At 64.9% G+C, this 13454-nt stretch carries 12 protein-coding genes and 2 pseudogenes; 12 read left to right on the top strand and 2 right to left on the bottom strand.

Translation table 11 applies throughout. From position 1 onward, the window contains the following. Positions 1-54: 54 nt before the first annotated feature. From NLM27_RS43870 to NLM27_RS29760, 9 genes and pseudogenes are all read left to right on the top strand, one after another. Positions 55-255 (top strand): annotated as a pseudogene (locus NLM27_RS43870) (oligopeptide/dipeptide ABC transporter ATP-binding protein); the annotation flags it as partial. Next, positions 252-449 (top strand): hypothetical protein, encoded by a 198-nt coding sequence (locus NLM27_RS29795; RefSeq protein ID WP_254146671.1) that lies wholly within the window; start codon positions 252-254, stop codon positions 447-449. The pseudogene NLM27_RS43870 and the gene NLM27_RS29795, both read left to right, overlap by 4 nt. Beyond that, on the top strand, positions 446-1861 hold the full coding sequence (locus NLM27_RS29790; RefSeq protein WP_254146670.1) for an amidase: 1416 nt from the start codon (positions 446-448) through the stop codon (positions 1859-1861). The genes NLM27_RS29795 and NLM27_RS29790 overlap by 4 nt, the downstream gene beginning before the upstream one ends. Positions 1862-2078: 217 nt before the next feature. After that, positions 2079-2348, top strand: coding sequence for a GlsB/YeaQ/YmgE family stress response membrane protein (locus NLM27_RS29785; protein ID WP_091890659.1), 270 nt, complete (start codon positions 2079-2081; stop codon positions 2346-2348). Positions 2349-2607: 259 nt separating this feature from the next. Then, on the top strand, positions 2608-4356 hold the full coding sequence (locus NLM27_RS29780) for a type I secretion system permease/ATPase (RefSeq protein ID WP_254146669.1): 1749 nt from the start codon (positions 2608-2610) through the stop codon (positions 4354-4356). Between the two features lie 193 nt (positions 4357-4549). After that, positions 4550-5884, top strand: coding sequence for an HlyD family type I secretion periplasmic adaptor subunit (locus NLM27_RS29775; RefSeq protein WP_254146668.1), 1335 nt, complete (start codon positions 4550-4552; stop codon positions 5882-5884). Positions 5885-6099: 215 nt separating this feature from the next. After that, positions 6100-7569, top strand: a complete 1470-nt coding sequence (locus NLM27_RS29770; protein WP_254146667.1) for an AMP nucleosidase — start codon at positions 6100-6102, stop codon at positions 7567-7569. A gap of 120 nt (positions 7570-7689) precedes the next feature. Then, entirely contained in the window at positions 7690-8307 is a 618-nt protein-coding gene (locus NLM27_RS29765; RefSeq protein WP_254146666.1) for a M48 family metallopeptidase, read from the top strand. A gap of 125 nt (positions 8308-8432) precedes the next feature. Next, positions 8433-8708, top strand: coding sequence for a DUF1488 family protein (locus NLM27_RS29760; RefSeq protein WP_254146665.1), 276 nt, complete (start codon positions 8433-8435; stop codon positions 8706-8708). A 61-nt stretch (positions 8709-8769) separates the two neighbouring features. On the opposite strand, the pseudogene NLM27_RS29755 reads toward NLM27_RS29760, so the two are convergent. Beyond that, positions 8770-9251, bottom strand: a pseudogene (locus NLM27_RS29755) (CinA family protein). A 161-nt stretch (positions 9252-9412) separates the two neighbouring features. Here NLM27_RS29755 and NLM27_RS29750 point away from each other — a divergent pair. From NLM27_RS29750 to NLM27_RS29740, 3 genes are read left to right on the top strand one after another with little or no spacing between them, the layout of a single operon-like run. Next, complete coding sequence (locus NLM27_RS29750; RefSeq protein WP_254146664.1) at positions 9413-10471, top strand: amidohydrolase family protein; 1059 nt, start codon at positions 9413-9415, stop codon at positions 10469-10471. Between the two features lie 24 nt (positions 10472-10495). After that, on the top strand, positions 10496-11605 hold the full coding sequence (locus NLM27_RS29745) for an amidohydrolase family protein (protein WP_254146663.1): 1110 nt from the start codon (positions 10496-10498) through the stop codon (positions 11603-11605). Beyond that, the gene (locus tag NLM27_RS29740) at positions 11605-12018 is read left to right on the top strand and encodes a Rieske (2Fe-2S) protein (protein WP_254146662.1); all 414 of its coding nucleotides are present in this window, start codon (positions 11605-11607) and stop codon (positions 12016-12018) included. The genes NLM27_RS29745 and NLM27_RS29740 overlap by 1 nt, the downstream gene beginning before the upstream one ends. Before the next feature lie 60 nt (positions 12019-12078). On the opposite strand, the gene NLM27_RS29735 is transcribed toward NLM27_RS29740, so the two are convergent. Beyond that, the gene (locus tag NLM27_RS29735) at positions 12079-13410 is read right to left on the bottom strand and encodes an MFS transporter (RefSeq protein ID WP_254146661.1); all 1332 of its coding nucleotides are present in this window, start codon (positions 13408-13410) and stop codon (positions 12079-12081) included. Positions 13411-13454 lie beyond the last annotated feature (44 nt).

Raw genomic sequence — 13454 nt, 5'->3', positions numbered from 1 at the left:
CGGCGCCACAAATCGCTGTCGTCCCCGGACAAGTGCAGCGAAGCGGAGCGCCGATCCGGGACCCACCAATCCGATCGATCCGCCCTCGGGCTGCCGCTTCCATATCCGCTGCTCGTTTGCGGGGCCGCTCTGCGCAAATGCGACACCAAAGCTCACCGCGCTGGATAATATGGGCCATGAGGCCGCGTGCTACATGGCTATGCCGCGTTCAGGCGTTCAGGCCATAGCCGTGCGCCCAGGGGAGAAATCGCATGACGAGACCGACACCGAAAGAGATCAAGCCGATCGCGCTAGTTGCCGGCGTTCCCGTGGATGACGAGATCGCGACGCGCATCTCCAATTCCATCGGGCCCGCCTTCGAAGGCTTTGCCGCTATCGCCGGCACACTGCCGTTCGACCTCGAGCCTGCACTCTATCCTGTCGCGCAGACGCAGAAGGTGTCGAAATGAGCTCCGAGCCCGCCTTGATGACGCTCACCGAGGTCGCACGCGCGATCGCGATGAAGCAGCTGTCCTCGCAAGAGGTGACGCGCGCGCTGCTGCAGCGTATCACGCAGTGGCAGCCGCATCTCAACGCCTTCATGTCAATTGAGGCGGAGCAGGCGCTGAAGGCGGCCGACGCCGCCGACGCGGAACTCGCCAAGGGCAACGCCCGCGGCCCGCTGCATGGCGTGCCGCTCGCCCACAAGGACATGTATTACGACGCGGGCCATGTCGCGACCTGCGGCTCGCTGATCCGCCGCGATTTCGTGCCGACCGTGACGTCCACCGCCTTGCAGCGGCTGAAGGATGCCGGCCAGGTCCGTCTCGGCACGCTGCATCTCGCCGAATTCGCCTACGGCCCGACCGGACACAACGCCCATTACGGTCCGGTGCGCAATCCCTGGAATGTGGCCCACATCACCGGCGGCTCGTCCTCCGGCTCCGGTTCGGCGGTTGCCGCGCGTTTGACTTATGCGGCGCTCGGCTCGGACACCGGCGGCTCGATCCGCATGCCCGCGCATTTCTGCGGCGTCACGGGATTGAAGACCACCGTCGGCCGCGTCAGCCGCGCCGGCGCGATGCCGCTGTCGCAATCGCTCGACACCGTCGGCCCGCTCGCCCGCACCGCCGAGGATTGTGCGCTGCTCCTGGCGCTGATGGCCGGCGCGGATCCCGCAGATTCGACCTGCAGCCACGAGCCGCTGTCGGACTATGTCGCCGCGGCCAAGGGCTCGCTGAAGGGCCTCAAGATCGGCGTGCCCACGTCCTTCTATGTCGACGATCTCGACAGCGAGGTCGCGCGCGTGCTGGACGAGACCATCGCGGTGCTCAAGCGCGAAGGCGCCGACATCGTCAAGGTCGAGCTGCCGGACCAGCGGCAATTGTCGTCGGCGAGCCAGCTGGTGCTCGCGGCTGAAGCCGCCGCCTTCCACAAGCGCTGGATGATCGAACGTCCGCAGGACTATGGCTCGCAGGTCTTGATGCGGCTTCAGAACGGGCTCGCCGTTCCCGCCATCACCTATCTGGAGGCGATGCGCTGGCGCGGGCCGGCGCTCGCCGCGCACAACGCGGCGACGGCCAACGTCGATGCGGTGATCGCACCAGCATCTCCGGTGCCGGCGCCGACGATCGAGGAGAGCGATGTCGGTGGTGGTCCGAATGCGCCGGCGCTGTTGCAGCGGCTGACGCTGTTCACCCGCCCGGTGAATTTCCTCGGCCTGCCGTCGCTCACCGTGCCCTCAGGCTTCACCAAAACCGGCCTGCCGGTCGGCATGCAGCTGATCGGTCGCTCCTTCGACGAAGCGACTTTGTTGACCATCGGCGCCGCGTTCCAGCGCGTCACCGACTATCACGATCGATTGCCGAAACTGCCGTCATGACGAAACTCGTCGAGATCGCACGCAGAGATTCCTCCAGGCCGACATATAGTTGTCACGGTCCACCGCGCGCCCTCGCTGGACCCGTCCTACTGTGCATGGGGTTGTTTCGACATCTTTTCCGAGCCGAGGCAGTCGGTCACGGCTCCTCACAGCATTCACACCCCATTCATCCCCATTCCGGTTCCATGCGGTTGTTCACGCCAGAGGGACCTCATTAATGTACATTTCGAACGAAGGCCTGCTCGTCATCCTGTTCGTCGGCCTGGTCGCCGGCTGGCTCGCCGGAAAGATCGTACGGGGCGCTGGGTTCGGGATCATCGGCGATATCGTGATTGGCATCGCCGGCGCGCTGGTGGCTAGCCTCCTGTTTCCGAAACTCGGCATCCGCCTCGGCACCGGCCTCGTCTCCGAAATCGTCTATTCCGCCATCGGCGCGGTCATTCTGCTTCTGGTGGTGCGGCTGGTGCGTGGTGGGGGCAGGTTCTAGCGCCGGCGTTGAGGCGGGCCGGAACTTTCAGCCTCTCCCTTCCCCCGGAAGCGGCTGAAAGCCTGCAAGAAAAAGCCGCAAGCCTGTGAAATTCCGGACTTGCGCGGAAGGCTATCAGGGGTAGATGTGGCCCGTCAGGGCTCCGGATTAACTTGACTGTGTTGGACGGCTGGAAAACAGATGTTAATCCGAGGCGAGTACCCCTGAATCGCCTTTGAAATCAGGGGCTTTGCCCCGTCGCCCGAAAGAGATCAGACTGATGGCAGCCATCCCAGGCGTCCGCCGTTCGGAGCTCGGTGACGCCTTGCGCGCTTGTCGCACCGCGTTCATCGGCGTCGGCTTGATGAGCTGCATGATCAACCTGCTCTATCTGACCGGGTCGATCTTCATGCTGGAGGTCTATGACCGGGTGCTGCCGAGCCGCAGCATCCCGACCCTGGTCGGCCTGATCATCCTCGCCAGCTTCCTCTACATGGCGCAGGGCGTGCTCGACATGATCCGCAATCGCATCCTGGGGCGGATCGGTACCTCGCTCGACGAGGCCCTCAACAAGCGCGTGTTCGATACCATCGTTCGCCTGCCGCTGCTGGTCGGTAGCCGCAACGAGGGCCTCCAGCCGTTGCGCGACCTTGACAATGTCCGCTCCTTCCTCGGCGGCATGGGCCCGAGCGCGTTCTTCGACCTGCCCTGGCTGCCGCTCTATCTCGCCATCTGCTTCGCCTTCCATGTCATGATCGGCGTCACCGCGCTGATCGGCGCCATCATCCTGGTCGGCCTGACGCTGGTCACCGAATTCATGTCCCGCCAACCGGCGCGTGAGGCGATGGGACTTGCCGCCCAGCGCAACGATCTCGCCCAGGCCAGCCGCCGCAACGCCGAGGTCATGGTGTCCATGGGCATGGCCGGCCGGATGAACCAGCGCTGGAGCGAGGCCAACGAAAAATATCTTGCCGGCAATCAGCGGGCGAGCGACGTCGCCGGCGGTCTCGGCGCTGTCGCAAAGGTGCTGCGCATGATGCTGCAGTCGGCCGTGCTCGCGGTCGGCGCCTATCTCGTCATCCACCAGGAGGCGACCGCAGGCATCATCATCGCCGGCTCGATCCTCTCCGCCCGCGCGCTCGCACCGGTCGATCTCGCCATCGCGCATTGGAAGTCCTTTGTCGCAGCGCGTCAGAGCTGGCAGCGCCTCACGCGCCTGCTGGAACAGATGCCGGCGCAGGCGATGCCGACCCAGTTGCAGGCGCCCACCAGCCGGCTCTCGGTCGAAGGCGTCGCCATGGTGCCGCCCGGCGACCAGCGCCTCATCGTCCAGGACATCACCTTCGCGCTCGCCGCCGGCAATGGCCTCGGCGTGATCGGGCCGAGCGGTTCCGGCAAGTCCTCGCTGATCCGCGCGCTGGTCGGCGTCTGGCAGCCGGTGCGCGGCAAGGTGCGGCTCGACGGCGCGGCGCTCGACCAATGGTCATCCGACCTGCTCGGCCGCCACATCGGCTATTTGCCGCAGGACGTCGAGCTGTTCGGCGGCACCATCGCGCAGAACATCAGCCGCTTCGATCCCGAGGCGACGTCCGACGGAATCATCGCCGCGGCCAAGGAGGCCGGCGTGCATGAGATGATCATCAAGATGCGCGAGGGCTATAACACGCAGGTCGGCGAGCAGGGCGCGGCGCTCTCCGCAGGCCAGGCGCAGCGCGTGGCGCTGGCCCGCGCACTCTACGGCAATCCGTTCCTGGTCGTGCTCGACGAGCCCAATTCCAATCTCGACACCGAAGGCGACGAGGCGCTGACCCGCGCCATCCGCGGCGCGCGTGAGCGCGGTGCCATCGTCGTCGTAGTGGCGCATCGGCCGATCGGGGTCGAGGCGGTCGACCAGATTCTGGTGCTGCGCGAAGGCCGCATGCAGGCCTTCGGGCCGAAGGAGCAGGTGCTCGCCCAGGTGCTCCAGCCGCGCGTGACCCCGCCGGCCCCGATCAAGATCGTCAGTGAAGGCGGAGTGCCCAAGCCATGAGGCCGCGAAGCGCAGGGCTTCTTCTCCCTCGCCCCGCTTGCGGGGAGAGGGGCGGGGTGAGGGGGGCTCTCCACGTGGGAGGTGAGAGTTGGACTCGCGGAGAGTCCCCCTCACCCGAATTCGCGCTTTGCGCAAATTCGACCTCTCCCCGCAAGCGGGGCGAGGTGAAAGAAAGCGCCGTGGGAGACAAGCCATGAGCACGTTGGCGATCGGCGGCCCGAAGCCTGCCGTGAAGAAGAACGTACGCGATTCGATCAAGTTTCACCTGATGCTCGGGCTCGGGATTGTGCTGGTCTTGGTCGTCGGCCTCGGCGGCTGGGCCTCCACGGTGCTGATTTCGGGAGCGCTGATCGCGCCGGGCCAGATCGTGGTCGAATCCAACGTCAAGAAGGTGCAGCATCCGACCGGCGGCGTGGTCGGCGAGGTGCGCGCCCGCGACGGCGACCTAGTCAAGGCCGGCGACATCGTGGTGCGGCTCGACGACACCGTCACCAGGGCCAACCTCGCTATCGTCACGAAGAATCTCGACGCCGCGCAGGCGCGTGCGGCGCGATTGCAGGCCGAGCAGCGCGGGGTCGACAAGCTCGAATTTCCGCAAACGCTCCTGGAGCGCGCCAGCGATCCTGACGTCAAGCTTCTGCTTTCCGCCGAAGGCAAGCTGTTCGACGTCCGCGTCAACGGCCGTACCGGGCAGAAGGCGCAGCTGCGCGAGCGCATCACGCAGCTCAACGAGGAAATCGCGGGTCTCAGCGCCCAGGAGAAGGCGAAGGATCAGGAGATCGCGTTGGTGCAGAACGAGCTCACCGGTGTGCGCGACCTCTACGACAAGCGCCTGGTGCAGATCTCGCGCCTGACCCAGCTCGAGCGCGATTCGGCACGTCTCAACGGCGAGCGCGCGCAGTACATCGCCTCGCGCGCCCAGGCCAAGGGCAAGATCACCGAGACCGAGCTCCAGATCATCCAGGTCGACAAGGACGTGGTGAGCGAGGTCTCCAAGGATCTACGCGAGACCAACGACAAGATCGGCGAGCTGATCGAGCGCAAGGTCGCCGCCGAAGACCAGCTTCGCCGCGTCGACATCCGCGCGCCGCAGGCCGGCATGGTGCTGCAATCGACGGTGCACACGGTCGGCGGCGTCGTCACCGCCGGCGACACATTGATGCTGATCGTGCCGCAGGCCGACGACCTCCAGGTCGAGGCTAAGGTCAATCCGGTCGACATCGACAAGCTGCAGATCGGCCAGAAGACGCTGTTGCGCCTGTCTGCCTTCAACCAGCGCACCACGCCCGAGCTCAACGGCGTCGTCAGCCGCGTATCGCCGGACGTCACCACCGACCAGCGCACCGGCCAGAGCTATTACACCATCCGCGTCTCGATGCCGCCCGAAGAGGTCGCCCGGCTCGGCGACGTCAAGATGATCCCCGGCATGCCGGTGGAAGCCTTCGTCCAGACCGGCGACCGCACCATGCTGTCCTATCTGATGAAGCCGCTGCACGACCAGCTGATGCGCGCCTTCCGGGAGAAGTGACGCGCGAAAAGCGCGTCGTCGCGGAGTGCGCCTGGCGACTATCTGGGATTGGATCGGCAGGCTCGATCTCGTAGGGTGGGCAAACGCGCAACGCGCCGTGCCCACCGCGTTTCGTGCGATGGTCAAGATGGTGGGCACGCTCCGCTTTGCCCACCCTACGGCACCTCCTTCTTGCTATAGTTCGACTCAAGCCATAGCAACCCGGCGGTCGAACCATGCACTCCCCTCCCTCCATCGCCACCGAATCCTTCACCGACGCCGGCCTTGCCGTCGCCCGCCTCGAGGAGATCTACGAGCGCAACACGAAGTTCCTGCGCGACCGGTTCGAGGCTTATGTCAACGGCGAAGCGATCACCACGCGGGTGCGGGCCTATTACCCCTTTGTCCGCGTCACCACCGCGACGCATGCGCGGCTGGATTCGCGCCTGTCCTATGGCTTCGTTGCCGGGCCCGGCGTGCACGAGACCAGCGTGACGCGGCCGGATCTCTTCCGGACCTATCTCACCGAGCAGATCGGCCTCTTGATCCAGAATCACGGCGTGCCCGTAGAGATCGGCGAGTCCGCCGAGCCGATCCCGATCCACTTCGCCTATCGCCGCGATATCAACATCGAGGCCGCGATCACCACCAGCGAGAACTCGCCCGTCACGCGAGCGATGCGCGACGCATTCGACGTGCCCGATCTCGCGACGATGGACGATTCGATCGCCGACGGCACGTTCGAGCTCCAGCCCGGCGCACCCGAGCCGCTGTCCCTGTTCCGGGCCACCCGCGTCGATTACTCGCTGCGCAGGCTCTACCACTACACGGGCACGGACCCCGAATATTTCCAGAACTTCGTGATCTTCACCAACTACCAGTTCTATGTCGACGCCTTTGCGCAGCTTTGTCAGCAGCGGCTTCAGTCCCGCGAGGCCGGCCTCGAATCCTTCATCGCACCCGGCAACGTCGTCACGCGCGCCGGCGGCGTGATGACGGGTGTTGCGCCCGTGCGTGCGCCGCAGATGCCGGCCTTCCATCTGGTCGAGCCCGGCTATCGCGGCATCACCCTGATCAACATCGGCACCGGCCCGTCGAACGCACGCAACGTCACCGATCACGTCGCGGTGCTGCGTCCGCACGCCTGGCTGATGCTTGGCCATTGCGCGGGCCTGCGCAACACGCAGCGGCTCGGCGATTACGTGCTTGCTCATGGCTATGTGCGCGAGGATCACGTGCTCGATCGCGAGCTGCCGCTGTGGGTGCCGATCCCGGCGCTGGCCGAGATGCAGGTCGCGCTCGAGGAGGCGGTCGAGGACGTCACGGGGCTCGAAGGTTTCGAGCTGAAGCGACTGATGCGCACCGGAACGGTGGCGAGCGTCGACAATCGCAACTGGGAGATCTCAGGGCCGGCGGTGATCCGCCGCATGTCGCAATCGCGCGCTGTCGCGCTCGATATGGAATCGGCTGCAATCGCCGCCAACGGCTACCGCTTCCGCGTCCCCTACGGCACGCTGCTCTGCGTCTCCGACAAGCCACTGCATGGCGAGATCAAGCTCGCCGGCATGGCCAGCGAGTTCTACCGCCGCCGCGTCGGCCAGCACCTCGAGATCGGCCTGAAGGCGCTGGAGCGGCTCAAGCAGCAGGAATCGGAGCGGCTGCATTCGCGCAAGCTGAGAAGCTTTGCCGAAGTGGCATTCCAGTAAGGACAACAGAACTGTCGTACGAACGCTGACGACTCCGTGAGCGCAGTGTCCCGGAATATTCCCGCCGAGGCAGGGGTTATCACGTCGTCCGGGGCCGCTTGAATAGGACAGGAGACAGACATGATCACCACGATGATCAGACTCGTCACGCTGGGGACGTTTGCGGCGCTGCTGGCTTCCCCTGTGTACTCAGCGGGCGGAGGTGGCGGCGGAGGAGGAGGTGGTGGAAATGGTGGCAGCGACCCCTTTGGTAGTACCTATTCAGCTCCTCCCAGGGCTACTCAACCGGTCTATCCAAAGCGTTCCGGAACAAAGTCCGGCCAAAAGGCGAAGAAGCCGAACAACCAGTCCAGCATCGGCGATCCCGCTTTCGCAGCCGGCTACCGCGTGGCCTATGACACCATCTACGAGCGCAACGACTATGCCGCCGCGATCGCGCAGTTGAAGTCGCTCGGCCATGACGATCATCCGAACGTCGCCAACCTCATCGGCTACTCCTATCGCAAGCTCGGCGACTACGAGCAGTCGCAGGTCTGGTACGAGCGCGCCTTGCGGGTAGATCCGAACCACGTGCTGACCTGGCAATATTATGGACTGTGGCAACTCGAGCGGGGCAACCGCGAGCAAGCGCTCTATCACCTCGGCCGGATCGCATCCATTTGCGGGACGGACTGCGAGGAATATCGATCGCTGGCCGCGGCACTGGACAAGCCGACCGGCACGGCGCTGGTCTACTGACGTCGGAGCGTGGCCGACTTGTAGGCGCGCGAGCGTCGCATGACCGCCATGTCCCAGGCGCGGATGGTGACAAGGCGTCAGATTTTCAGCATTGTTCCGGTCGGGGGCGCGAACGGGACAATGGGATGCCGCTGACGCGCGACAAGATCATCGGCCATGACCTCGAACGGCTGGCCTTTCGCTTCACCATGCTGAACGACGGCGAGGTCGTGCAGTGTCAGATCAGCGACGCCGCCATGGACGAGCTCGCGGGTATGCAGGGCACCGAAAGCAGCGCACGCCAGGCGCAGTTCCTGTCGCTGCGCGAGACCATCGAGCGGATCGCGTCGGACCTTTACGACGATGCGCCGCGGTTCCAGGGTTATGTGGTGCGAATCTTCATGAGGCATTTGGAGAGGTAGGCCGCACACATACGTCGTCCTGGCCTTCGCCAAGACGACACCCGAGATGGGGTGCCGCCGTTCACTCCTCCAGCTTCCTCAGCAACAATTTCAGCGCGGTCGCCGCGAACACCTGCATGTTGCCGAACCGGTCGCCGCTCGCCGTCTCCAGCGTCGTCACCTCTGTAGCCGGCCCTGCGACTGCCATGCAGCTATGGCCGGCGGCATCGCCGTAGCGATTACCGGTGGGGCCGGCTGCACCGGTCTCAGACAGGCCCCAGTCGGAGCCGAAGCGGTGGCGCATCTGTTCGGCGAGGAGTTTTGCGTAGGGCTCAGAGGAGGAGCGAAGCCTTTCATTCCCTCATCTGAAATATCCATCAGCACGCGCCGGGCATCGCGGGTGTAGACCACCGCGCCGCCGAGGAAATAGGCCGAGGCGCCGGGCACCGCGAGCAGGCTGACCGAAATCAAACCGCCGGCCGAGGACTCGGCCACAGCAATGGTCTGTTTGCGCGCGATCAGTTTGGCCGCAACCTGTTCCGCAATGCCGACGAGCTCTTTCATCCCTAAACCCTCATTCCTTCGCAACCGAGCTCAGCCTTCCTAGCATATGACAGGAGCCTTGGCCGAGTTGCAGGCGGCGGGCAGGCCTGCTTGAATGGCCGGATGCAAGGCCGCCGCGAAGCGCGGCCCAAGACAACACGAGGAAAGCCGAAGGAGACGTGATGGCGTCCCTGATCGCCGGTGCCGTCGATTGCGACGTGCATCCGGCCGTGCCGCATCTGACCAGCCTGTTGCCGTACCTGAACGACTATTGGCGCGATCAGGTGACGACGCGCGGCATGGTCGACCTCGTCTCGCAATCCTATCCGCAGAACTCGCCGATCGTGTCGCGCCCCGATTGGCGCCCGGAAAACGGCAAACCGGGCGAAAGTCTGGAGGACATGCAGCGCCATGTGCTCGATCCTTTCCAGCTCAAGCTAGCCATCTGCAATCCTCTTTATGGCGTGCAGATGGTATTCTCCGAGGACATGCAGGCGGCCTTCTGCCGCGCGCTGAACGATTGGCTCGTCAAGGAGTGGCTCGATCGCGATCCGCGGCTGCGAGGGTCGATCGTGATTCCCACGCAAAGCATCGAGAAGGCCGTCGCCGAGATCGAGCGCTGCGCGCAGGATCGGCGCTTCGTGCAGGTGCTGATGCTGGTCATGGGCGACACGCCGCTCGGCAAGCGCGCGCTGTGGCCTATCTACGAGGTTGCGGAACGTCTGGAACTTCCGATCGGCATCCACGCCGGTTCCGCCTATCACAATCCGCCGACCGCCGTGGGGTGGGGTTCCTATCACATCGAGGATTATGTCGGTCAGGCCCAGGCGTTCCAGACTCAGCTCACCAGCCTGATCGTCGAGGGCGTGTTCGCCAAATATCCGCGGCTGAAAATGGTGATGCTGGAATCCGGCGTCTCCTGGATCTCCCCTTATCTCTGGCGCCTGCACAAGTTCTGGCGCGGCGTGCGGATGGAGACGCCTTGGGTCGATCGCGCGCCGCTGGACATTGTGCGCAGCAACATCCGCTTCTCGTTACAGCCTTTTGATGCGCCGCCGGATGAGGCGACATTAAATCGCCTGTTTGATCATATGCAGTCCGACGAATTAGTCCTATTCTCCACGGACTATCCGCACTGGCAGTTCGACGGCCAGGACGCGCTGCCCGAAGGTCTGTCCCCCGATCTCGTGCGCAAGATCATGATCGACAATCCGCATGCAACCTATCCCCGCCTGACTTAGCCCGCTGCCAAAGGAGGCAAGGCGATGAATGTCCAATTCCGCGAGAGCTCCGAAGCTGCTTCCCCACTGACTGCGAAAACCGCGATCGCGGATTGCGACATCCATCCGGCCCGCGCCACCCGGACCGAGCTCTACCCTTACCTCGCCAAACGCTGGCAGCATCACCTCGAAATCTACGGCGTCCATGCCTATCAGGGCATGGTGGAAGGCCCGCCCTATCCTAAGGCCCAGCCCAACGCCTCGCGCCGTGATGCCTATCCGCCGGAGGGCGGCCCGCAGGGCTCCTCGCTTCCCTTCATGCAGAAACAGCTGCTCGATCCCAACAACGTGCAGCTCGGGGTGCTCAATCCGCTCAATACCGGGCAGGGCATCCGCAATCACGAGCTCTCGGCCGCCTTGTGCTCGGCGATCAACGACTGGCAGATCGACAAATGGACCAGCAAGGACAAGCGGCTGAAGGCGTCGATCGTCGTCGGCAATGAGGATGGGCTGTCGGCCGCCGCGGAAATCCGCGAGCGTGCCGGCGACAAGAACTTCGTCCAGGTGCTGCTGCTCAGCCGCAATGTCGAGCCGCTCGGCCAGCGCCGTTATTGGCCGATCTACCAGGCCGCGGAAGAAGCGGGCCTTCCCGTCGGCGTGCACGCCTTCGGCTTTGGCGGCAATCCGATCACGCCCTCGGGCTGGCCGTCCTATTACATCGAGGAGATGGTGGGGCACTCGCAGTGCCAGCAGTCGGCGCTGGCGAGCCTTGTGCTGGAAGGCGTGTTCGAGCGGTTCCCGAAGCTGAAGATGGTGATGATCGAGGCTGGCTTCGGCTGGGCGCCGTCGCTGGCGTGGCGGCTCGACAAGGCCTGGCAGCGCCTGCGCAGCGAGGTGCCGCATGTGAAGCGGCCACCGTCCGAATATATCCGCGAGCAGGTGTGGTGGACGACGCAGCCGATGGAGGACCCGGAGCGGCGCGAAGACCTGTTCGACGTCATCAACTGGATCGGCTGGGACCGGCTCCTGTTCGCGACCGACTATCCGCATTGGGACTATGACGAGCCCTCGCGCGTGTTGCCGGCAGGTGTCAGCGAGACCAATCGCGAGGCGTTCTATCTCGGCAATGCCAAGAAGCTCTACGGACTGGCTTGATGGCGCGTCATGTGATCGCCGCGGTCGACGAGCTTCCGCCGGGGACGCGAAAATTCCTGGAGATCGACGGACGGCCGATCGCCGTCTTCAACATCAAGGGTGAATATTTCGGCCTGATGAACCGCTGCCCGCATCAGGGCGCGGCGCTGTGCGAGGGGCCGCTGATCGGGCTCGCGCAATCCAGGGATCCCGGCGAGATCGAGTACACCAAGCTCGGCGAGATCATCCGATGCCCCTGGCACGGCTGGGAGTTCGATATCCGCACCGGCCAGTCCTATTGCGACCCCCGCCGCTTCCGCGTGAAGGCCTATCCCGCCCATGTCGAGCCGGGCGCCAGCGTGGTGAAGGGGCCGTACGTCGCCGAGACCATTCCGGTCAGGATCGAGAGCGACTACGTGGTGGTGGAGCTGTAGTCTCGCCCCGCGGACGGTGCGCTCCCTCGCCCCGTTCTTACGGGGAGAGGTGAAGGCCCATCAGTGCCCCGCGACCGGCTCCGGCACGGCATCATAGGCCGGCACCACCTTGCCGCCGCCGCGATACACCGTCGAGGCCGCGATGATGCCGAGCAGGGCTGCGAACATCAGCCAGAACCCGGGCGAGGCCTTGTCGCCGGTCCGCTCGATCAGCCAGGTCGAGGCGAGCGGCGTGAAGGTGCCGAACAGCGCGGCGGCGAGCGCGAACGCGAGCGAGAAGCAGGTGGTGCGCACATGCGCCGGCACGATCTCGACGAGCGCGCCGAGCATGGTGCCACTGTAGACGCCGAAATAGAACGAGAACATCATCTCGACCGCGAGCAGCTTGCCGAAGGTCGGCGCCGCCACCAGCCAATGCAGTGCCGGATAGGCGGTGACGAGGGCGAGGCCGGCGATGGCGAGCAGCACCGGCTTGCGGCCGATGCGATCTGACAGCGCGCCGCCGACCGGATTCCAGATGAAGTTGCTCACCGCGACCAGCAGGGTCACGAGCAGCGCGTCCTGCGTCGACAGTTTCAGCACGGTCTTGCCGAAGGTCGGCGTGTAGACGGTGACGAAATAGAACGTCGTCGTGGTCAGGATCGCGATCATCATGCCGAGGATGACGATGCGCCAGTTGGCGAGCGCGGAGGCGAACACCTCGCTGGCCGTCGGGTGACTTTTCATCGCGAGGAAGGCCGGCGTCTCCTCGAGCGTCCGCCGCAGGAGGAAGATCAGCGGAATGATCAGGCATCCCACGAAGAAGGGAATGCGCCAGCCCCAGGCGGCCACGGTGTCGGCCGGCATCACCTCGGAGAGGATGAAGCCGAGGATCGAGGCCACGAAGATCGCGACCTGCTGGCTCGACGACTGGAACGAGGTGTAGAAGCCGCGATTGCCGGGCGTTGCGATTTCCGCAAGGTAAACCGACACGCCGCCGAGCTCGACACCCGCCGAGAAACCTTGCAGCAGCCGGCCGATCAGGACGATGACCGGTGCCGCGATGCCGATGGTCGCGTAGCTCGGGCAGAACGCGATGACGACGGTGCCGAAAGCCATGATGCCGAGCGTCACGATCAGGCCCTGGCGGCGGCCGATGCGGTCGATGTAGGCACCCAGCACGATTGCGCCCACGGGGCGCATCAAGGCGCCGAGCCAGAACACACCAAAGGTGTTGAGCAGCGAGGCGGTCTCGTTGGTGGAGGGGAAGAACGCCTTGCCGATCGCGGCGGCATAGAAGCCGAACAGGAAGAAATCGAACTGCTCGAGGAAATTGCCTGACGTCGCGCGCAGGATTGCGCCGATGCGCGACTTGATCGCGGGTGGATTGGTTGATGCGGCTGATCCCGCCATGGCGTTCTCCCCTTGGAAAGGCGTGGCCGGCCGGAACTCGTTTT

This window comes from Bradyrhizobium sp. CCGB12, assembly GCF_024199845.1.
Classification (GTDB): Bacteria; Pseudomonadota; Alphaproteobacteria; order Rhizobiales; family Xanthobacteraceae; genus Bradyrhizobium.
The sequence above is the reverse complement of the archived record's forward strand: the minus strand, read 5'-3'. Positions and strand labels throughout refer to the sequence as shown.